Origin of the sequence: Streptomyces thermocarboxydus, assembly GCF_024760485.1 — a bacterium.
GTDB lineage: Bacteria > Actinomycetota > Actinomycetes > Streptomycetales > Streptomycetaceae > Streptomyces > Streptomyces cellulosae.
Window position 1 is genome coordinate 2,655,547 of the sequence record NZ_CP058273.1, and the last position, 19,810, is coordinate 2,675,356.

Genomic DNA, 19,810 nt, shown 5'->3' on the forward strand with positions numbered 1-19,810 from the left:
ACCCTGCTCAGTGTCCGGAGGTGGCCTTCAGACCCACCACGGCCACCAGCAGCAGACAGATGAAGAAGATCCGGGCGGCGGTCACCGGCTCACCCAGCACCACCATGCCCAGCACCGCCGCCCCCGCCGCGCCGATCCCCACCCACACGCCGTACGCCGTCCCGATCGGCAGCGTCCGCGCCGCGTACGACAGCAGCAGCATGCTCGTCACGATGCCGGCGCCCGTCAGCACACTCGGCCACAGACGGGTGAAACCGTCCGTGTACTTCATGCCGACCGACCAGCCGACCTCCAGCAGACCGGCGACCACCAGCAGAACCCAGGCCATGACGGCACCTCCGGGACACGACAGCGAAACGGGGGTGCGTCGTCTTTGCCATCACCCCGGTACGGCGCGTCTCGTCGGGGCCCGCACGGCGGAGCCGCACAGGACCTCCCACGGTAGCCGACCACGCGGAAAGGGCCGGTGACGGCAGTCACCGGCCCCTCTGTCCACGAGGAAACGCGGGCTACAGATACAGCCCGGTCGAGTCCTCCGCCCCCTCGAACCGGTCCGCGGCCACCGCGTGCAGATCGCGCTCGCGCATCAGCACGTACGCCGTCCCGCGCACCTCGACCTCCGCCCGGTCCTCCGGGTCGAACAGCACCCGGTCACCCGGCTCCACCGTCCGCACGTTCTGCCCCACCGCGACCACCTCGGCCCAGGCCAGCCGGCGGCCCACCGCCGCCGTCGCGGGAATCAGAATGCCGCCCCCCGAACGCCGCTCGCCCTCACTGGACTCCTGCCGCACGAGCACACGGTCGTGCAGCATCCGGATCGGCAGCTTGTCGTGCTGGGAACTGTCGTTTCTGTTGGCGCTCACAGCCTGAAACCTACCTGCCTCGACGAGGGACGCACGCGGGAGGGGGACCCGAAGGAGGGCACCTAGCGGCGCCGCTTACGAGTACCCAGGGCCAGCAGCCCCACGACCCCCACCACCAGCAGACCCACCGGAACCACCCGCTCCAGCCGCGGCGACCCCTTCTCGTCCACGAACTGCGCCTTCACCTCGCTCACCGCACGGTTCACGCCCACGTAGGCGCGCCCCAGCGTGTGGTCCACGTTCGACACGACCCTGGCCTTCGCGTCCCCCACGATCGTCTTCGGGTGCACCCGCACCCCGATCTCGTCCAGGGTCTCCGCCAGCACCGCACGGCGACGCGCGATGTCCGCCTCGATCTGCGCCGGGGTCCTGGTGTCCGCCGTGTCCGCCACCGTGTCGCCTCCACGATCCGCTGTGTTGCCTGTGCCGGACAGTCTGTCAGCTTCAGGCCGTGCCGCACTGTCAGGACCCCCGGTTACCCTCGATCCCGGCACCCGATCCACGCAGTGCACGTAAGAGGAGACGAGACCGATGAGCGCACGCCTCACGCCCGGGGACGAGGCCCCCGCCTTCACCCTGCCCGACGCCGACGGCAACGAGGTGTCGCTGGCCGACCACAAGGGCCGCAAGGTCATCGTCTACTTCTACCCGGCGGCGCTGACGCCCGGCTGCACCAAGCAGGCGTGCGACTTCACCGACAACCTCGACGTGCTGGCCGGGGCGGGGTACGACGTGATCGGCATCTCCCCGGACGCCCCGGAGAAGCTCGCGAAGTTCCGCGAGAAGGAGAACCTGAAGGTCACCCTGCTCGCCGACCCGGACAAGAAGGTCCTGGACGCGTACGGCGCGTACGGCGAGAAGAAGAACTACGGCAAGACCTACATGGGCGTCATCCGCTCCACGATCGTCGTCGACGAGCAGGGCAAGGTCGAACACGCCCTCTACAACGTCCGCGCGACGGGCCACGTGGCCAAGATCATCAAGGACCTGGGCATCTGAGTCCGCCGAGCCCGCGGAACGGCCCGTACCGGAACTCCGGTACGGGCCGTTCTGTTTTTCGTACGTGACCGTCCGGCATTCGGTTCGTTACTCCGTGCGAGGCCACGAACAGGCGGCCGAGGAACGGAGGGGTCCGATGGGGGCCAGTGCGTACACCAAGGAGCGGCTGGAAGAGGCGGCTGGGGGAGCACGGACGTTGACGGAGGCGCTGGAGCGGCTGGGGGTGGATCCGAAGAGCTGGAAGCGGCGGTACATCTTCGACCGGATGAGGAAGCTGGAGGTGGACGTCTCGCACTTCGAGCGCGAGGGACCGAAGTGGACAAGGCAGATTCTTGAGCCTGTCGTCGCCGCATCGACGAGCGTCAATGAGGTGCTCCGTCGGCTCGGCCTCGACCCGGTCGGTGGGCACCACACGAACATCTCCCACCGGATCAAGATCTACGGCATCGACACCTCACACTTCACACCAGCCGCTCGTACGGAGCGGCAGCGGTACAACCAGCGCCGCCGGACCCCTGCGGAGATCCTCGTAGAGGACACCTCCGGTCACGCCCGACGCATCCCGGGCCGCCGGCTGAAAAGGGCGATGCATGAACTCGGGGTGGAGGAGCGCTGCGCACTGTGCGGCATCGAGCCGGTATGGCTCGGGGAGCCTCTCCCTCTCGAGGTGGACCACGTCGACGGCAACTGGCGGAACAATCGGATCGAGAACCTTCGCATGCTCTGCCCCAACTGCCACTCGACGACGGAGAATTACCGAGGCCGAAGCAAACGGCGGGCCTCGTGATGGCCGGAACGCAGTACACCCGCGAGCGGCTCGTCGAAGCAGCTGCCAGCTGTTCCGACATCGACGAGGTCATCGTCTTCTTCGGCACCCCGCCCTACGGCAATCTCCGTCGGTACCTGCACAAGCGCTTCGAGCACTTCGGCATCGACATCTCCCATTTCCCGCGCGGACAACGGGGGCCGGTCTTTTCCCTCAGACCAACCACTGACGAGCTGCGGAGTGCCGTCACTGAGAGCATCTCCATCGCCGGCGCCCTGAACGTTTTGGGCAAACCCAGCAATGGCCGACTACGCGCGCTGTTCCATCAATGGGTGGCAGAAGACGGCATCGACACGTCGCACTTCCTCGGACAGGCGCACCAGCGCGGCAGATCAAGTTCGACAGCCAAAGCGGCCGAAGACATCTTGATCCGGCACGACGGCACACGCCGAACCAAGACCACTCTGCTGCGGCAGGCGCTGCGCGATGTCGGTGTTCCCGAGCTGTGCGCCAGGTGCGGCGTCGCACCGGAGTGGCGCGGCAAGCCGATGACCCTGGAGGTCGATCACATCAACGGGGACTGGCGTGACAACCGGCGCGAGAATCTCCGGTTGCTCTGCCCGAACTGTCACGCGGTCACCACTACGTGGTGCAGAGGAGGCCGACGGTCCCGTCTCAGCGCCCAGTAGAGTAAGCACCGCTGCGGGCCCGTACCCCAGCTGGCCGAGAGGGCGCCGGTTTAGGTCCGGTGTGTCGTGGGTTCGAGTCCCACCGGGCCCACAGGGAGAAGAGGCTCGGTACCTTCACATTGAAGGTGCCGAGTCTCTGTCATGCCCTCAGCCCAGCAGCTCCCGCACCACCGGTACCAGCCCCCGGAACGCCTTCCCCCGGTGGCTGATCGCGTTCTTCTCCTCCGGGGTCAGCTCAGCGCAGGTCCGCGTCTCGCCCTCCGGCTGGAGGATCGGGTCGTAGCCGAAGCCGTTCGTGCCGGCGGGGGTGTGGCGGAGGGTGCCGTTCAGGCGGCCCTCGACGACCCGTTCCGTGCCGTCCGGCAGCGCGAGGGCCGCCGCGCAGGCGAAGTACGCGCCGCGGTGTTCGTCGGCGATGTCGGCGAGCTGGGCGAGGAGGAGGTCGAGGTTGGCCTTGTCGTCGCCGTGGGTGCCGGCCCAGCGGGCGGAGAAGATGCCGGGCGCGCCGCCGAGGACGTCGACGCAGAGGCCGGAGTCGTCGGCGACGGCGGGCAGGCCGGTGGCCTGGGCGAGGGCGTGGGCCTTGAGGAGTGCGTTCTCGGCGAAGGTGACGCCGGTTTCCTTGACGTCGGGGACGTCGGGGTAGGCGTCGGCGCCGACGAGTTCGTGGGGCAGGCCCGCGTCGGCGAGGATCGAGCGGAGCTCGGTGATCTTTCCGGCGTTGCGGGTGGCGAGGATCAGGCGGGTCATGGGCCCAGTATCCCTGGGCCCGTGACGGGGCCGTCGCTACGGGGTGCAGACCTTGGTGAGTTCGCCGGCGGCGTCGGTGACGGGGCTGAGGTCGGGGGTGGTGTCGCCGTTGTCGACGGAGGTGCGGACGTTGGCGACGGCCTTCTCGAGGTCGTCGACGGCCTTGCTGACGTCGGCGTTGTCGGTCTGGTCGCTGAGTTCGCCGAGGTTCTTGTCGATGGAGTCGAGGGCTTCCTCGAGCTGGGTGACGTCGTTGGAGGCGTTCTCGACGGCCTGTTGCATGTCGGTGACGCTCTCGGCGACGGCGTCGGCGGTGCGGACGCAGTCGAGTGCCTTGTCGACGGCGGAGCAGCCGGTGGTGAGTCCGGCGGTCAGCGCGACGGCCGCCAGGGTGGCGGCGACGGCTGCGGTGCGGCGTCGACGGCTCGCTGCCATGGGTGGTTCCCTCCCTCGTCGGGCCGGTGGGGCCCGGTGTGTCGGCGGGGCGCGCGGGGGTGCCCGTGCGCCCGTATCCCTTCAGACGCGGCGGTGGCCGGCGCGGTTGCTCGCGCCGGCCCTGCTTCTTGGGGTGCCCTTTACCTTTGGAGGAGGATGTCGAGTGCGGTGCGCTGGGCGGCGGCGAGCTGGGTGCATCCGGTGACGGCGAGGTCGAGGAGGGCGTCGAGTTCGGCGCGGGCGAAGGGTTCGGCCTCGGCGGTGCCCTGGACCTCGACGAAGCGGCCGTCGCCGGTGCAGACGACGTTCATGTCGGTGTCGGCGCGGACGTCCTCCTCGTAGCAGAGGTCGAGGAGGGGGACTCCGGCGACGATGCCGACGGAGACGGCGGCGACGGTGCCGGTGAGGGGTTTGCGGCCGGGCTTGACGAGTTTCTTGTCCTGGGCCCAGCCGATGGCGTCGGCGAGGGCGACGTAGGCGCCGGTGATGGCGGCGGTGCGGGTGCCGCCGTCGGCCTGGAGGACGTCGCAGTCGAGGACGACGGTGTTCTCGCCAAGGGCCTTGTAGTCGATGACGGCGCGCAGGGAGCGGCCGATGAGGCGGCTGATCTCGTGGGTGCGGCCGCCGATGCGGCCGCGGACGGATTCGCGGTCGCCGCGGGTGTTGGTGGCGCGGGGGAGCATGGCGTATTCGGCGGTGACCCAGCCCTCGCCGCTGCCTTTGCGCCAGCGGGGGACGCCTTCGGTGACGGAGGCGGTGCAGAGGACCTTGGTGTCGCCGAAGGAGACGAGGACGGAGCCTTCGGCGTGTTTGCTCCAGCCGCGTTCGATGGTGACGGGGCGGAGCTGTTCGGGGGTGCGGCCGTCGATGCGAGACATGGCGTCGAGCCTAGCCGTAGACGCACCCGGGCCCTTCCCCGTGTTGGGGAAGGGCCCGGGTGCGGTGGCGGCCGGTGGGGCCGCGGCGCGCGGGTCAGACGTGAGGGTGGTTCACATCATGTCTTCGATCTCGGCGGCGATGGGGTCGGCGTCGGTGCCGATGACGACCTGGATGGCGCTGCCCATCTTGACGACGCCGTGGGCGCCGGCGGCCTTGAGGGCGGCGTCGTCGACCTTGGAGGGGTCCACGACCTCGGTGCGGAGGCGGGTGATGCAGCCCTCGACCTCTTCGATGTTGTCGATGCCGCCGAGCCCGGCAACGATCTTCTCAGCCTTGGTGGCCATGTTCGTTCTCCCTGATGCGAACCGCTTTGTCGCAGTAACCCACAGTTGGCCCATCTTTGCGAGCGGTCATGTCGTGGGCGCTCGATGATGGGCGTCACGACAGCGGAACCGTCCTGCCTCACTGGTCTACACCACCGGGTGGACTGCCGCCAAACCCTCCGGGCCGTCCAGCGAAGGGGACTTGATGAGCGCCGAGAGCCCCGCGGGTGCCGATGCCGGGGTGAGCCCGCTGCGGGAGCGCTGGCACCGGCTGTTCCAGGGTCTGCAGAAGATGGGGCGGAGTCTGCAGTTGCCGATCGCGGTGCTGCCGGCGGCGGGCATCCTCAACCGGCTGGGGCAGCCGGACGTCTTCGGGGACGACGGTCTGGGGTGGACGAACGTCTCGAAGGTGATGGCGGGGGCGGGCGGAGCGCTGCTGGACGGTTCGCTGGGGCTGCCGCTGCTGTTCTGTGTGGGTGTGGCCATCGGGATGGCGAAGAAGGCGGACGGGTCGACGGCGCTGGCGGCGGTGGCGGGGTTCCTCGTCTATTTCAATGTGCTGCGGCAGTTCCCGAAGGACTGTCCGGAGGGGTCCCAGGCGGTGCCGAACGTCGGGTGTCAGCTGGCGGACGGGACGGTGACGGCGTTCGACTACCAGAATCCGGGGGTGTTCGGGGGCATCGTCATCGGTCTGACGGCGGCGTATCTGTGGCAGCGGTTCCACCGGACGAAGCTGGTGGACTGGCTGGGGTTCTTCAACGGGCGGCGGCTGGTGCCGATCATCATGGCGTTCGCGGCGATCGTGTTCGCGGCGCTGTGTCTGTGGGTGTGGCCGCCGATCGGTGAGGCGCTGGAGAGTTTCAGCGACTGGATGACGGGTCTGGGCGCGTGGGGTGCGGGGGTGTTCGGGGTCGCGAACCGGGCGTTGCTGGTGATCGGGCTGCATCAGTTCCTGAACGTGCCGATCTGGTTCCAGTTCGGGTCGTACACGAAGCCGGACGGGACGGTGGTGCACGGTGACATCAACATGTTCCTGGCGGGTGACCCGGATGCGGGGCAGTTCCTGTCGGGGTTCTTCCCGATCATGATGTTCGCGCTGCCGGCGGCGGCGCTGGCGATCACGCACTGTGCGCGGCCGGACCGGCGCAAGGAGATCGGCGGTCTGATGCTGTCGGTGGCGCTGACGTCGTTCGTCACGGGCATCACGGAGCCGATCGAGTACTCGTTCCTGTTCGTGGCGCCGCTGCTGTACGCGGTGCACGCGGTGCTGACGGGTGTGTCGATGGCGGTGACGTGGGGGCTGGGGGTGCACGACGGGTTCAGTTTCTCCGCGGGACTGATCGACTACGTCATCAACTGGAACCTGGCGACGAAGCCGTGGCTGATCATCCCGATCGGGCTGGTGTTCGCGGCGGTGTACTACGTGGTGTTCCGGTTCGCGATCACGCGGTTCGACCTGAAGACTCCGGGGCGGGAGCCGGAGGAGGAGGTGGAGGACGCGACGCGGCGCTGATCTCTTAGGCTGGTGGCGGCTGTCCGAGCCCTCGGGACCTCGAGTTCCGGGGGCTTTTCGGTGTGCTCGCGCAGGGGCCTCGTGGGCGCTTTCGTGAGGGCACGGTGCGTAGTCCTGCGGTCGCGGATTCGCGGGTTCCTTACGTGGCCTTCATCGTGCTACAACAGGTCTACACCAGTAGTGGTGTAGACCACCACCGATGGAGGAAGTATGAGCACCGCCACCGACTCGGCGGCCCCCGCAAAGAAGCGGGGATCCGGCCTCTTCCAGGGCCTGCAGAAGGTCGGCCGCAGCCTTCAGCTCCCGATCGCCGTGCTGCCGGCGGCGGGCATCCTGCTGCGCCTCGGCCAGCCGGACGTGTTCGGCGCGGACGGCCTGGGCTGGGACAAGGTCGCGGCCGTCTTCGCCACCGCTGGTGGCGCCATCTTCGACAATCTGCCGATGCTGTTCTGCATCGGTGTGGCCATCGGCTTCGCGAAGAAGTCCGACGGCTCGACCGCTCTCGCCGCGCTCGTCGGCTTCCTGGTCTACAGCAACGTGCTGAAGGCCTTCCCGGTCACCGAGGCCAAGGTGCAGGACGGCGCGGACATAGCCGCGACGTACAACAACCCGGGTGTCCTCGGCGGCATCCTGATGGGTCTGCTGGCCGCGGTGCTGTGGCAGCGGTACCACCGCAAGAAGCTGGTCGACTGGCTCGGCTTCTTCAACGGCCGCCGCCTGGTCCCGATCATCATGGCCTTCGTCGGCACGCTCGTCGGCGTCTTCTTCGGCCTGGTGTGGGAGCCGATCGGCAACCTGATCTCCGACGCGGGCGAGTGGATCACCGGTCTGGGCGCCGCGGGCGCGGGTCTGTTCGGTCTGATCAACCGTGCGCTGATCCCCATCGGCATGCACCAGTTCGTGAACACCGTCTCCTGGTTCCAGATCGGTGACTTCACCAACGCGGCGGGCGAGGTCGTCCACGGCGACCTGAACCGCTTCTTCGCGGGTGACCCGGACGCCGGCCAGTTCATGTCGGGCTTCTTCCCGATCATGATGTTCGGTCTGCCGGCCGCCGCGCTCGCCATCGCGCACGCCGCCCGGCCCGAGCGCCGCAAGGCCGTGCTGGGCATGATGCTCTCGCTCGCCCTGACGTCGTTCGTGACCGGTGTGACCGAGCCGATCGAGTTCGCGTTCATGTTCATCGCCCCGGCGCTGTACGTGATCCACGCGGTGCTGACGGCGCTGTCCATGGCGATCACCTGGGCGCTCGGAGTGCACGCCGGCTTCACCTTCTCGGCGGGCTTCATCGACTACGCCCTGAACTGGAACCTGGCGACCAAGCCGTGGCTGATCATCCCGATCGGCCTGGTGTTCGCGGTGGTCTACTACGTGCTCTTCCGCTTCGCCATCACCAAGTTCGACCTGCCCACCCCGGGACGTGAGCCCGAGGAGGAGCTGGAGGACGCCACCAAGGCGTGACCCTCCCCCTGCGACGCGGAAGGCCCCGGAACCGTCTCGGTTCCGGGGCCTTCCGCGTGGTGCCGCAACGTTCCGCGGTCTCGTGAAGCCTCAGATCTCGTACGTCGCCCCCGGCGCCGCCAGTCCCACCGGGCCGTCGTACACGGCGCGCGCGTCGGTGAGGTTGACCTGCGGGTCGGTCCACGGCGGGATGTGCGTGAGGATGAGCCGGCGGGCGCCCGCGCGGGCCGCGGACTCGCCCGCCTCACGGCCGTTGAGGTGCAGGTCCGGGATGTTCTCCTTGCCGTGCGTGAAGGCGGCCTCGCACAGGAAGAGGTCGGTGTCCCGGGCGAGGTCGTCGAGGAGCGGGGTCACCCCCGTGTCGCCGGAGTAGGTCAGCGTCTTCCCGCCGTGCTCGATGCGGATGCCGTACGCCTCGACCGGGTGCGCGACGCGCTCGATGTGGACGAGGAACGGGCCGATCTCGAAGGTGGACGGCTTGACCGTGTGGAAGTCGAAGACCTCGCTCATGGAGGAGGCCGAGGGGGTGTCGGCGTAGGCGGTCGTCAGCCGGTGCTCGGTGCCCTCGGGGCCGTAGACCGGCAGCGGGGCGCAGCGACCGCCGTCGTGCCGGTAGTAACGCGCCACGAAGTAGCCGCACATGTCGATGCAGTGGTCGGCGTGGAGATGGCTGAGGAAGATCGCGTCGAGGTCGTAGAGACCGCAGTGGCGCTGCAGCTCGCCCAGGGCGCCGTTGCCCATGTCGAGGAGCAGCCGGAAGCCGTCGGCCTCGACGAGGTAGCTCGAGCAGGCCGATTCCGCGGACGGGAACGACCCCGAGCAGCCGACGACGGTGAGCTTCATGAAGCAGAAACCTCCGCTGGCGGATGGGAGAAGACGGGGGTCGTGCGGTTCGTCGAGCGTAAGGCGCAAAACCTGCGGTCGCTCCTCCACCAGGCGCCGTTGTGGGCGAACTCACCTGTGCTGTCACCGGTTCGGCTGGAAGGGGCGCGTGCCGGGGCGGGGAGGGGCGCGCGCCCTGGCCCCACGCCGGTACGGTCTGGTCATGAACACGGCCTGGTGGCTCGCACTCGCCGCGGTGGTCCTGCTCGCCCTGGTCACCGCCCTCGTCGACGGCTGGGGCAGAGGGGGCCGGCCGCGCAGGGACCGCCGCCCGAAGCGGGAGAGGGAGGGGGAGGCGGAGTGAGCCGCCCCTGGACAGGGAAAGGGCCGGGGAGTGTGTCCCCGGCCCCGGAATGTCACGCGTGACGGGCTACGCCCAGAGCTGTCCCTGCAGTGTCTCGATGGCTTCCTCCGTCGTCGCGGCCGTGTAGACGCCCGTCGACAGGTACTTCCAGCCGCCGTCGGCGACGACGAAGACGACGTCGGCGGACTCGCCCGCCTTGAGCGCCTTGTTCGCGACGCCGATCGCCGCGTGGAGGGCGGCGCCGGTGGAGACGCCCGCGAAGATGCCCTCCTGCTGGAGGAGTTCACGGGTGCGGGTGACCGCGTCGGCGGAGCCGACGGAGAAGCGGGTGGTGAGGACGGACGCGTCGTACAGCTCGGGCACGAAGCCCTCGTCGAGGTTGCGCAGGCCGTAGACCAGGTCGTCGTAGCGCGGCTCGGCGGCGACGATCTTCACGTCGGGCTTGTGCTCGCGCAGGTAGCGGCCGACGCCCATGAGGGTGCCGGTGGTGCCGAGGCCCGCGACGAAGTGCGTGACCGAGGGGAGGTCGGCGAGGATCTCCGGGCCGGTGGTCGCGTAGTGAGCGCCCGCGTTGTCCGGGTTGCCGTACTGGTAGAGCATCACCCAGTCCGGGTGCTCGGCGGACAGCTCCTTGGCGACGCGCACGGCGGTGTTGGAGCCGCCCGCGGCCGGGGAGGAGATGATCTCCGCACCCCACATGGCGAGCAGGTCGCGCCGCTCCTGCGAGGTGTTCTCGGGCATCACGCACACCATGCGGTAGCCCTTGAGCTTCGCGGCCATGGCGAGGGAGATGCCGGTGTTGCCGGACGTCGGCTCGAGGATCGTGCAGCCCGGGGTGAGCCGGCCGTCCTTCTCCGCCTGCTCGATCATGAACAGGGCCGGACGGTCCTTGATGGAGCCCGTCGGGTTGCGGTCCTCCAGCTTGGCCCAGATGCGGACGTCGGCGGACGGCGACAGCCGCGGCAGGCGCACCAGGGGGGTGTTGCCCACCGCGGCCAGCGGGGAGTCGTAACGCATGCGGATCAGGCCATACCGCCGGCGACCGCCGGCAGGATCGTCACGTTGTCGCCGTCGCTCAGCTTGGTGTTGATGCCGTCGAGGAAGCGGACGTCCTCGTCGTTGAGGTAGACGTTGACGAACCGGCGCAGCTGGTCGCCGTCCACGATGCGGGCCTGGATGCCCGAATGCCGGGTCTCGAGGTCGGCGAAGAGCTCGGCGAGGGTGTCCCCGTTGCCCTCCACCGCCTTCTGACCGTCGGTGTACTGGCGGAGGATGGTGGGGATGCGGACCTCGATGGCCATGGCTGAGGGCTCCTGTCGGAAGGGGGCGTGGGTTCTTCAAAGGGCGCACGGCGGCGCCGCGGCTCACGGCCGCAGGCGGCGGCGGAACGTCAACAGATGGCGCTGTTCAGCCTGCACAGGTCGACGTGGAGCCGCGCCACGAGCAGCATGCCCGGCGCGTTGTCGCCCACGTCGAAGAGAACCATGAACTCATCGTATCGATTCCCGGTCCGGATCCCGGAGTGTGATCCCACACTCCGGACCTGGACCATCCGCCATGCGGGATCGGGCCGCCGTGCGGATCAGTACGCGTCGACGACGCGCACCTCCTCCTCGGTGACCTCGCCCTCCACGATGCGGAAGGAGCGGAACTGGAAGTCGCCGGCGCCGTCGGTGTCGGCGGTGGAGACCAGCACGTAGTGGGCGCCCGGCTCGTTGGCGTAGGTGATGTCGGTGCGCGAGGGGTAGGCCTCGGTCGCGGTGTGCGAGTGGTAGATGACCACCGGTTCCTCGTCGCGGTCGTCCATCTCCCGGTACAGCTTCAGCAGGTCCTGGGAGTCGAACTCGTAGAACGTGGGCGAGCGGGCCGCGTTCAGCATGGGGATGAAGCGCTCGGGGCGGCCGGAGCCCACCGGGCCCGCCACCACGCCGCACGCCTCGTCCGGATGGTCCTTGCGGGCGTGCGCGACGATCTGGTCGTGGAGGGCCTTGGTGATGGTCAGCATGGGCTCAGGATAAGCAGAGGGCCGTTCCGTACCGAGGGGTGGTACGGAACGGCCCGTATGCCGGACGCCTTGAGCGGACGGCGGCGGGGAACCCCACGAGTGCTCCCCGTGCGCCGGCGTCCTTCGGGGTGGTCAGCCGACCTTCTCGAACCGGTCCTCGTCGCGGTCCGCGATCGTCGGGTTGCCCTTCTTGAGCACGGTCCAGCCGACGCCCAGGGCGACGGCCCAGCCGGCCGCGACGTACAGACAGACACGGGCATCCGCGTCCGCCGCGATCATGACGGTGACGCCGATCAGGAAGGCCAGGGCGACCCAGCTGAACAGGGCGCCGCCGGGGGCGGGGAAGGACGAGGCGCGCAGCCGGCCGGCGTCGACGGCGCGGCGGTACCGGATGTGGCTGACGAGGATCATCATCCAGGTCCAGATGCCTGCCGCGGTGGCGACGGAGGTGACGTAGGCGAACGCCTTCTCCGGGACGACGTAGTTGAGGATCACGCCGATGCCCATGAGGGTGACGGAGACGGTGATGCCGACGGCCGGCGTCTTGCGGGCGTTGAGCCGGGCGAAGATCTGCGGGGCCTCGTTGTTGGCGGCGAGGCCGCGCAGCATCCGGCCGGTGGAGTACATGCCGGAGTTGCAGGACGACAGGGCCGCGGTGAGCACGACGAAGTTGACGATGCCCGCGGCGAGCGGGATGCCGATCTTGCCGAAGGCGTGCACGAAGGGGCTCTCGCCGGCGGAGAACTCGGTCCACTTGACGACGGAGAGGATCACCAGCAGGGCGCCGACGTAGAAGACGATGATGCGCCAGGGCAGCGTGTTGATGGCCTTGGGCAGGGTCTTCTCGGGGTTCTCGGACTCGCCCGCGGTGACGCCGACGAGCTCGACGGCGAGGTAGGCGAACATGACGCCCTGGAGGGTCATCAGGCTGGAGCCGATGCCGTTCGGGAAGAACCCGTCGTGCGACCAGAGGTTGGAGACGGCGGCGGTGTCACCGGCGTCGGAGAAGCCGAGGGTGAGCACGCCGAGGCCGATGACGATCATGCCGATGATGGCGGTGACCTTGACCATCGAGAACCAGAACTCGACCTCGCCGAAGATCTTGACGGAGATCAGGTTCACGCCGAACAGCACGACGAGGAAGACCAGGGCGCTGACCCACTGCGGGATCTCGGGGAACCAGAAGTGGATGTAGATGGCGGCGGCCGTGAGCTCGGCCATGCCGGTGACCACCCACATCAGCCAGTACGTCCAGCCGGTGACGAAGCCGAAGAACGGGCCGAGGAACTCGCGGGCGTACTCGGCGAAGGAGCCGGAGACGGGCCGGTAGAGGAGGAGCTCTCCCAGGGCCCGCATGATGAAGAAGATGACCACGCCGGCGAGGGCGTACATCAGGATGATGCTGGGGCCGGCCTTGGCGATGTTCGCCCCGGCGCCCATGAAGAGGCCGACGCCGATGGCGCCGCCGATGGCGATCATCTGGACCTGGCGGCTGCCGAGTCCGCGCTCGTACCCCTCTTCAGGGGCCTCGGTGACCTTCTCAGAGGTCATGTGTCGTGCGCCTTTCTCCATGCCGACCCGGGCCGTCACTCGGCCTCGGATCGGGTCTCGATCCCCCCGGACTGATGGAGCTGAGCGGGCGCCGGGGCCCGCTCGTGCCTGGCCGGCGGTGACCGGCTCGGTGGCGCACCCGGCCGAACGTTCGGGTGGCGTTCGCCGGGCGGTCGTGAAGGTCTATCACGGCCGCCATACTGATCACACCGGGCCGCTGTGGCGCGCGTCACGGGAAGAAGCGGACAAAAGGCACCTGAAGAGCCCATAGATGGCGATCATTTGACGCGATCGTTATCCGGATTTGAGTGTCCTCTGAGCGAACACTTCCGTGGACTTTTCCGGACATTCAGACCGCATGTCCGGCATGCCGCCCGGCCGGACGGCATGCGGCGGCGGGCTCACGGCATCAGCGTCGAGACGAGTGTCTCCTGGAGGCCGCCCAGCCAGAGGTAGGCCATCACCATCGGCTTGCGCGGGTCCTCGTCCGGGAGGTGGAACAGCACGTCGCTGTCGTCCTCGTCGGTGATCTCCAGCCGGGCGCCGATCGCCAGGCGGAGGTCGTTCAGCGCGCCGAGCCAGCGCAGGGACTCCTCCGGCGTCAGCTTGAGGACCGCCTCGCCCTCGCCGCCGGCCGCCGCCCTCAGCCCGTCCAGGGAGCGGATCACCGCCAGCGCGTTCTCCCGCTTGCCGGCCCGCAGGTCGTTCTCCGTGTACCGGCGGAACTCGGCGGAGTGCGTCCGCTGCTCCTCGGCCTCCTCGGGCCGCTCGGCGCCCTCCGGGTCGACGTAGGCGTCGGGGAAGAGGCGGCGCAGCACCGGGTCGGAGGGCGGCTCGCTGGGGCCGTCGGCGAAGAGCTCCGCGAGCGGGTCGCCGCCGGACTCGTCGGCCGGGCCGGGGCCGATGAGCTCCACCAGCTGCACGGCGAGCGAGCGGATGATGGAGATCTCGACGTCGTCGAGGGCGACGGCCGCGCCGCCGCCGGGGAGCGGTTCGAAGTGTCCTGGCATGGAGGCGATTCGCTACTTCCGGTCCTGCGGGCGGGGGCGGGCCACGTCCGGTGCGGTCATGTCCGGCTTCACTTCCGGTCGTGCTGGAGGGTCGCCCACAGGCCGTAGCCGTGCATGGCCTGGACGTCGCGCTCCATCTCCTCGCGGGTGCCGCTGGAGACGACGGCCCGGCCCTTGTGGTGGACGTCGAGCATGAGCTTGGTGGCCTTGTCCTTGGAGTAGCCGAAGTACGTCTGGAAGACGTACGTCACGTAGCTCATGAGGTTGACCGGGTCGTTGTGGACGATCGTGACCCACGGGACGTCAGGCTCGGGTACGGCGAAGACCTCCTCCGCCGGCTCGGTGCGTTCGATCTCCAGGGGTGCGGGTGACGTCACACTGCCCATGCTGCCACCGGAGGGGGGTGGTCGCACAAACCGGCCCGCCCCACGACCACCCGCGAACCCAAATCGTCAGAGTGACGAAATGGGGGTACCATCCTCGCCATGGACACAGCGGACCTTGGGTTGCCGGTGAATGTTCCGTCCACGGCACTTTTCACCGACCAGTACGAACTGACGATGCTGCAGGCGGCGCTGAAGGCCGGCACGGCCGGGCGGCACAGCGTGTTCGAGGTCTTCACCCGGCGGCTGCCGCACGGCCGCCGTTACGGCGTCGTCGCGGGCACCGGGCGGGTGCTCGACGCGGTGGAGAACTTCCGCTTCGACGAGGGCGTGCTGCGCTTCCTACGGGAGAAGGCCCTCGTCGACGAGGAGACCCTCGACTGGCTGGCCGGCTACCGCTTCTCCGGGGACATCTGGGGCTACCCGGAGGGCGAGGTCTACTTCCCGGGCTCGCCCATCATGCGGGTGGAGGGCAGCTTCGCCGAGTGCGTGCTGCTGGAGACGGTGATCCTGTCGATCCTCAACCACGACTCGGCCATCGCCGCCGCGGCCTCCCGGATGTCGTCCGCCGCGCAGGGGCGGTCGCTGATCGAGATGGGCGCCCGGCGCACCCACGAGCTGGCCGCCGTCGCCGCCTCCCGCGCCGCCTACATCGGCGGCTTCTCCTCCACCTCCGACCTGGCGGCCGGCTTCCGCTACAACATCCCCACGGTCGGCACCTCCGCCCACGCCTTCACCCTGCTGCACGACACCGAGCGGGACGCCTTCCGCGCCCAGGTGGACTCCCTCGGCGCGGGCACCACGCTGCTGGTGGACACCTACGACGTGGCCGAGGCGGTCCGCGCGGCCGTCGAGGTGGCCGGGCCGGAGCTGGGCGCGGTGCGCATCGACTCCGGCGACCTGCTGCTGGTGGCGCACCGGGTGCGGCAGCAGCTGGACGAGCTGGGCGCGCGGGACACGAAGATCGTCGTGACCTCGGACCTGGACGAGTACGCCATCGCCTCGCTGGCCGCGGCGCCGGTGGACGCGTACGGGGTGGGCACGCAGCTGGTGACCGGCTCGGGGCACCCGACCTGCTCGATGGTCTACAAGCTGGTCGCGCGCGCCGAGTCCGCCGACCCGGGGGCGCCGCTGGTGCCCGTGGCGAAGAGGTCCACCGGCGGCAAGACGTCGATCGGCGGCCGCAAGTGGGCCGCACGGCGGCTGGACGCGGACGGGGTCGCCGAGGCCGAGGTGATCGGCACCGGCGAGGTCCCGCCGGAGCTGGCCGGCCAAGAGCTGCTGGTGCCGCTGGTGCGGGGCGGCGAGGTGATCGCGCGCGAGCCGCTGGACGTGGTCCGCGACCGGCACGCGGCCGCACGGGCCGGTCTGCCGCTGTCCGCGACACAGCTCTCCCGCGGGGAACCCGTCCTTCCGACGGAGTACGTGCACGTGCCGTCGGGTAGCTAAGAGCAAGCCGAGGCGCGAGTCCCCCGTCCGCGTCCGCTCCGTCCCGGGGCCCGAGGTGTGCCCGCCCCGGTCCCGCCGAATCCATCCGTCCGCCCAGAGCCGAAGGACACCGACCATGCGCCGCGCACTGATCGTCGTAGACGTGCAGAACGACTTCTGCGAGGGGGGCAGCCTCGCCGTCGCCGGCGGCGCCGACGTGGCCGCCGCCGTGACCGAGCTGATCGGACAGGCCCCGGCCGGGTACCGGCACGTGGTCGCCACCCGGGACCACCACGTGGACCCCGGCGACCACTTCTCCGACCACCCCGACTTCGTCCGCTCCTGGCCCGCCCACTGCGTCGCCGGCACCGAGGGCGTCGGCTTCCACCCGAACTTCGCGCCCGCCGTGACCTCCGGGGCGGTCGACGCCGTCTTCGACAAGGGGAAGTACGCGGCGGCCTACAGCGGCTTCGAGGGCACCGACGAGAACGGCACGCCGCTCGCCGAGTGGCTGCGCGAGCGGGACGTCGACGAGGTGGACGTCGTGGGCATCGCCACCGACCACTGCGTCCGGGCCACCGCGCTGGACGCCGTGCGGGAGGGCTTCCGCACCCAGGTGCTGCTCGACCTCACCGCGGGCGTGTCCCGGGAGACCACCGAGCGGGCGCTGGAGGAGATGCGTGAGGCCGGCGTGGAGCTGACCGGCAAGCCGGTCGTGCAGTGAGCCGGGTCAGGCGGAGGCGGCCGGGCGTCTGATCAGCGCCCGGATCGGGTGCCACAGCTCCACCGACAGCACTCCCCCGGCGGGCGCCGTGCGCCATATCAGGCCGTCGGGATGGTGCAGCACCGCCGTGATCTCGTCCGGTGTGGGCGGCGCGGTGTTCCCGCGCAGGTAGACCGAGCGCAGACCCAGGTTGCGCAGCCTGGTCAGGGCGCGCGCCCGGTTCTGGGCGTGGACCAGCACCCGTACCCCGGCCGGGGCGTCGGCGGCGGGGCTGGGCAGGTTCATCGCCACCACCACCGTGCCGTTCGGCAGCTTGCAGAAGCCTCCTGCGGCCATGCGGTCATACCCCCGTGTCAGCAGGTGTCAATAAGAGAGTCACAGGAGGCACCTAAACACGGATCGGCGGCGACCCGCCAGGGGGTCACCGCCGATCATGCTCTGACCTGCGAGAACGCTACTTACCGGCCCGCGGGGCCCACCTCGAGCTCGATCGTGGAGCCGTCCTTGGCCTCCTTGGTGATCTTGATCTTGGTGTTGGTGTCAGTGACCTGGACGCTGCCGGTCGGGTTCGCCGGGTCCCAGTAGGTGTTGGTGCGGTCGTTGAAGACCGCGACACCCTTGGAGCCCGGGATGTACTTCGCGACGTCCGCCTTGTGCAGCGTGATCGCGTCGGTGCGGAAGGTGCTGAACGGCGAGTCGTAGGCCTGGACGCGGTTGCGCATCAGGGTGCCGTCGGACCACTTCAGCGCGGCCGGGTGGGAGTCGATCGGGAGGATCAGACCCTTGCCCGGGTGCACGCTGGTGTTGTTGTCCAGCTGGGAGGTGTCCCACTTCCAGATCAGCAGGCCGTTCTGGTACGCGTAGTGCTCGACCCAGTCCGGACGGCTGTTCGCGAAGCCGAAGTTGTACGGGCCGACCTTCAGCGTCTTGTCGTACGAGACGTACTGCCGGTTCTCGGCGATGTAGTACTGCTCGTAGTCCTCGGTGAAGGACGCGCCGATGCGGGAGAAGCCCTTCGCCGTCCAGGCCTCGTCGGCCGTCTCGGCGTTGTCCGTGAAGAGCGCGGTGCCGTCCGCCGTCACCGTGATCGAGTCGGCCGCGAAGCCCTTGAGGGCGACGCCGCCGTCGGTCTGGTAGCGGAAGCGCAGGTCGATCTTCTGACCCGCGTAGGCGTCCAGCGGGTACACGAGCTTCTTGTAGCCGTCGACCGTGCCGTGCAGGGCCGGCTTGTCGCTGCCGTCCCGCGGGATCGGCTGACCGTCCACCGTGCCGTCCAGGGCGGTCCAGTTGGCGCCGCCGTCGGTGGACACCTCGGTGTAGAGGAAGTCGTAGTCGGACTCGATCTCGTACCAGCCGTCCAGGGACAGCGCGGCCGACGACTTGCCGGTGAGGTCGACGCTGCGGGTGAGCGTGTTCCGCAGGTCGTCACCGCTGCCGCTCCACCACTGGGTCGAGCCCTCGGCCGGCTGCACGATCTCCGTGGTGACGGCCTTCTTCGGGAGCTGGACGACGAGCCCCTGCTTGTGCTTGGTGTTGTACTCGGCGACGCCCAGCTTGTGCCAGGAGTTGACCCCGGCCTTGGCGACGTCGTAGTTCAGCCAGCCCAGCTGCAGCTTGTCCCAGGCGGTCATGTCGCCGGGGAGGTCGCCGATCTCGTTCTTGCCCGTGCCCAGCCAGGAACCGGACGACATCAGCGTCCAGAAGCCGGTGGAGTTCTCGCCGCCCTGGGTGTCGTAGAGGTCCGGCAGACCGAGGTCGTGGCCGTACTCGTGGGCGAAGACGCCGAGTCCGCCGTTCTCCGGCTGGATGGTGTAGTCGCCGACCCAGATCCCGGTGTTGCCGATCTGCGTGCCGCCGAGCTTGTTGTTCTCGGGGCCGGTGGCGCCGGCGTCGGTGCCGAAGGCGTACCAGCGGTGGGCCCAGATGGCGTCCTCGCCCTGGGCGCCGCCGCCGGCGGACTCGTCCTCACCGGCGTGCACGATCTGGAAATGGTCGATGTAACCGTCGGGCTCGTTGAAGTCGCCGTCGCCGTCGAAGTCGTAGCGGTCCCACAGGTCGTACTGGGAGAGCTGCGCCTTGATCTGGGCGTCGGTCCGGCCGGCGGCCTTCTGCTGCTCGGTCCAGGCGGTGACGCCGTCCTGCACCGCGTACCAGGCGCAGTTGTCGGGCACGCACTTGTTGGAGCCGTAACGGGCCTCGTTGTAGGGCACCTTCACCCAGTCGGAGACCTCGCCGTCGACCGAGTAGCGGCCCGAGGACTGCTTCTCGTAGTAGGTCTTGACCGAGTCGACGCCCTTGCCGGAACCGAAGTACAGGTCCTGGAAGTGGTCCTTGTCGTAGTCCTCCTGCCAGGCCGTGGAGTTGTCGACCTTGCGGTCCGGCTTGGCGATCTGGTTGTGCAGGGGACCCGGGGTGCCGCCGTAGCGGCTGTCTATCTGGTCGCCGAACTCGACCAGGATGGTGAAGATCTTGTCGGTCTTCTCCCGGCCCAGCTCGACGTACTTGGTGTCGCCCTTCTTGCCCTTCAGCCCGACGACCTTCGAACCGGCGCGGTTCTTGACCGACGTCTTGCCGGACAGCACCTGGTTGAGTGCCTCCTCGCGCTGGGCCGCCTGCGTCTTGGAGAGCGGGCCCTCGAGGTCGTGGTCGACGTGGTTGTTCGACGCCGGGTCGTGCCGGTCCACGGCGCTGGGACGGCCGGCCTGGTCGGCCGAGTCCGCCTGCGCCACGGTGAACGCAGAGCAGGTGGCGGTGGCCGCCGCAAGGGCCACGCCTATCGCGGCCGCTCTGAACGTCCAGGGTCTACTGGTCACTTGAGATCCCCTCCCGCGTGCCTGCGCGCGGC

General features: G+C 69.3%; 25 protein-coding genes, 1 tRNA gene and 1 riboswitch. Of the genes, 9 read left to right on the forward strand and 17 right to left on the reverse strand.

The window, feature by feature from the left end:
* Positions 1-7 precede the first annotated feature (7 nt).
* The 3 genes from AY578_RS12240 to AY578_RS12250 form a co-directional block, all read right to left on the reverse strand.
* A complete protein-coding gene (locus tag AY578_RS12240) occupies positions 8-328 on the reverse strand; it encodes a DMT family transporter (RefSeq protein WP_019525098.1) in 321 nt (106 codons plus the stop codon).
* 33 nt (positions 329-361) lie between these two features.
* A riboswitch (guanidine-III (ykkC-III) riboswitch) is annotated at positions 362-426 on the reverse strand.
* Between the two features lie 83 nt (positions 427-509).
* Positions 510-863, reverse strand: coding sequence for a GroES family chaperonin (locus AY578_RS12245; protein WP_019525097.1), 354 nt, complete (start codon positions 861-863; stop codon positions 510-512).
* Positions 864-925: 62 nt separating this feature from the next.
* Entirely contained in the window at positions 926-1,255 is a 330-nt protein-coding gene (locus AY578_RS12250; protein ID WP_019525096.1) for a DUF3618 domain-containing protein, read from the reverse strand.
* Positions 1,256-1,394: 139 nt separating this feature from the next.
* Between AY578_RS12250 and bcp the strand changes: the two genes are divergently transcribed.
* The 4 genes from bcp to AY578_RS12270 all read left to right on the forward strand — a co-directional run bounded on the left by bcp (position 1,395) and on the right by AY578_RS12270 (position 3,408).
* Positions 1,395-1,862, forward strand: a complete 468-nt coding sequence (gene bcp / locus AY578_RS12255) for a thioredoxin-dependent thiol peroxidase (RefSeq protein WP_019525095.1) — start codon at positions 1,395-1,397, stop codon at positions 1,860-1,862.
* Between the two features lie 136 nt (positions 1,863-1,998).
* Positions 1,999-2,649 carry an HNH endonuclease signature motif containing protein gene (locus AY578_RS12260; protein WP_258902359.1) on the forward strand — a complete coding sequence of 217 codons (651 nt, stop codon included), beginning with the start codon at positions 1,999-2,001 and terminating at the stop codon, positions 2,647-2,649.
* Entirely contained in the window at positions 2,649-3,317 is a 669-nt protein-coding gene (locus AY578_RS12265; RefSeq protein WP_258902360.1) for an HNH endonuclease, read from the forward strand. Before AY578_RS12260 ends, AY578_RS12265 begins: the two co-directional genes overlap by 1 nt.
* Before the next feature lie 15 nt (positions 3,318-3,332).
* Positions 3,333-3,408, forward strand: a tRNA-Leu gene (locus tag AY578_RS12270).
* A gap of 56 nt (positions 3,409-3,464) precedes the next feature.
* Here AY578_RS12270 and rdgB read toward each other — a convergent pair.
* The 4 genes from rdgB to AY578_RS12290 form a co-directional block, all read right to left on the reverse strand.
* The gene (gene rdgB, locus AY578_RS12275) at positions 3,465-4,067 is read right to left on the reverse strand and encodes an RdgB/HAM1 family non-canonical purine NTP pyrophosphatase (RefSeq protein ID WP_019525092.1); all 603 of its coding nucleotides are present in this window, start codon (positions 4,065-4,067) and stop codon (positions 3,465-3,467) included.
* Positions 4,068-4,103: 36 nt separating this feature from the next.
* The gene (locus AY578_RS12280; protein WP_019525091.1) at positions 4,104-4,502 is read right to left on the reverse strand and encodes a hypothetical protein; all 399 of its coding nucleotides are present in this window, start codon (positions 4,500-4,502) and stop codon (positions 4,104-4,106) included.
* A 140-nt stretch (positions 4,503-4,642) separates the two neighbouring features.
* Positions 4,643-5,380, reverse strand: coding sequence for a ribonuclease PH (rph, locus tag AY578_RS12285; RefSeq protein ID WP_019525090.1), 738 nt, complete (start codon positions 5,378-5,380; stop codon positions 4,643-4,645).
* Between the two features lie 111 nt (positions 5,381-5,491).
* On the reverse strand, positions 5,492-5,725 hold the full coding sequence (locus AY578_RS12290; RefSeq protein WP_006131663.1) for a PTS sugar transporter subunit IIB: 234 nt from the start codon (positions 5,723-5,725) through the stop codon (positions 5,492-5,494).
* A 184-nt stretch (positions 5,726-5,909) separates the two neighbouring features.
* Here AY578_RS12290 and AY578_RS12295 point away from each other — a divergent pair, with 184 nt between their 5' ends.
* Together AY578_RS12295 and AY578_RS12300 are read left to right on the forward strand one after the other, a co-directional pair.
* Positions 5,910-7,217, forward strand: a complete 1,308-nt coding sequence (locus AY578_RS12295; RefSeq protein ID WP_026243857.1) for a PTS transporter subunit EIIC — start codon at positions 5,910-5,912, stop codon at positions 7,215-7,217.
* A gap of 210 nt (positions 7,218-7,427) precedes the next feature.
* Entirely contained in the window at positions 7,428-8,678 is a 1,251-nt protein-coding gene (locus AY578_RS12300) for a PTS transporter subunit EIIC (protein ID WP_210633930.1), read from the forward strand.
* A gap of 90 nt (positions 8,679-8,768) precedes the next feature.
* Here AY578_RS12300 and AY578_RS12305 read toward each other — a convergent pair whose 3' ends face one another.
* The gene (locus tag AY578_RS12305; protein ID WP_019525087.1) at positions 8,769-9,521 is read right to left on the reverse strand and encodes an MBL fold metallo-hydrolase; all 753 of its coding nucleotides are present in this window, start codon (positions 9,519-9,521) and stop codon (positions 8,769-8,771) included.
* Positions 9,522-9,723: 202 nt separating this feature from the next.
* On the opposite strand from AY578_RS12305, the gene AY578_RS12310 reads away from it, so the two are divergent.
* Positions 9,724-9,864 carry a hypothetical protein gene (locus AY578_RS12310; RefSeq protein WP_215188628.1) on the forward strand — a complete coding sequence of 47 codons (141 nt, stop codon included), beginning with the start codon at positions 9,724-9,726 and terminating at the stop codon, positions 9,862-9,864.
* A 66-nt stretch (positions 9,865-9,930) separates the two neighbouring features.
* On the opposite strand, the gene AY578_RS12315 is transcribed toward AY578_RS12310, so the two are convergent.
* From AY578_RS12315 to clpS, 7 genes are all read right to left on the reverse strand, one after another.
* On the reverse strand, positions 9,931-10,881 hold the full coding sequence (locus AY578_RS12315; RefSeq protein ID WP_019525084.1) for a PLP-dependent cysteine synthase family protein: 951 nt from the start codon (positions 10,879-10,881) through the stop codon (positions 9,931-9,933).
* Between the two features lie 5 nt (positions 10,882-10,886).
* Positions 10,887-11,165, reverse strand: coding sequence for a MoaD/ThiS family protein (locus AY578_RS12320; protein ID WP_019525083.1), 279 nt, complete (start codon positions 11,163-11,165; stop codon positions 10,887-10,889).
* 89 nt (positions 11,166-11,254) lie between these two features.
* The gene (locus tag AY578_RS33845) at positions 11,255-11,350 is read right to left on the reverse strand and encodes a putative leader peptide (RefSeq protein ID WP_019525082.1); all 96 of its coding nucleotides are present in this window, start codon (positions 11,348-11,350) and stop codon (positions 11,255-11,257) included.
* Between the two features lie 96 nt (positions 11,351-11,446).
* A complete protein-coding gene (locus tag AY578_RS12325; protein WP_019525081.1) occupies positions 11,447-11,869 on the reverse strand; it encodes a M67 family metallopeptidase in 423 nt (140 codons plus the stop codon).
* 132 nt (positions 11,870-12,001) lie between these two features.
* Entirely contained in the window at positions 12,002-13,420 is a 1,419-nt protein-coding gene (locus AY578_RS12330; RefSeq protein ID WP_028959164.1) for an amino acid permease, read from the reverse strand.
* 401 nt (positions 13,421-13,821) lie between these two features.
* Positions 13,822-14,430, reverse strand: coding sequence for a DUF2017 domain-containing protein (locus AY578_RS12335; RefSeq protein ID WP_019525079.1), 609 nt, complete (start codon positions 14,428-14,430; stop codon positions 13,822-13,824).
* A gap of 68 nt (positions 14,431-14,498) precedes the next feature.
* On the reverse strand, positions 14,499-14,816 hold the full coding sequence (gene clpS, locus AY578_RS12340) for an ATP-dependent Clp protease adapter ClpS (protein WP_019525078.1): 318 nt from the start codon (positions 14,814-14,816) through the stop codon (positions 14,499-14,501).
* A gap of 99 nt (positions 14,817-14,915) precedes the next feature.
* On the opposite strand from clpS, the gene AY578_RS12345 reads away from it, so the two are divergent.
* The gene (locus tag AY578_RS12345) at positions 14,916-16,262 is read left to right on the forward strand and encodes a nicotinate phosphoribosyltransferase (RefSeq protein ID WP_026243856.1); all 1,347 of its coding nucleotides are present in this window, start codon (positions 14,916-14,918) and stop codon (positions 16,260-16,262) included.
* Between the two features lie 115 nt (positions 16,263-16,377).
* The gene (locus AY578_RS12350; RefSeq protein WP_136238561.1) at positions 16,378-16,965 is read left to right on the forward strand and encodes an isochorismatase family protein; all 588 of its coding nucleotides are present in this window, start codon (positions 16,378-16,380) and stop codon (positions 16,963-16,965) included.
* Between the two features lie 6 nt (positions 16,966-16,971).
* Here the strand turns inward: AY578_RS12350 and AY578_RS12355 are convergent, their stop codons facing one another.
* Entirely contained in the window at positions 16,972-17,301 is a 330-nt protein-coding gene (locus AY578_RS12355) for a hypothetical protein (RefSeq protein ID WP_019525075.1), read from the reverse strand.
* A gap of 122 nt (positions 17,302-17,423) precedes the next feature.
* Positions 17,424-19,778 carry an immune inhibitor A domain-containing protein gene (locus AY578_RS12360; protein ID WP_026243855.1) on the reverse strand — a complete coding sequence of 785 codons (2,355 nt, stop codon included), beginning with the start codon at positions 19,776-19,778 and terminating at the stop codon, positions 17,424-17,426.
* Positions 19,779-19,810 lie beyond the last annotated feature (32 nt).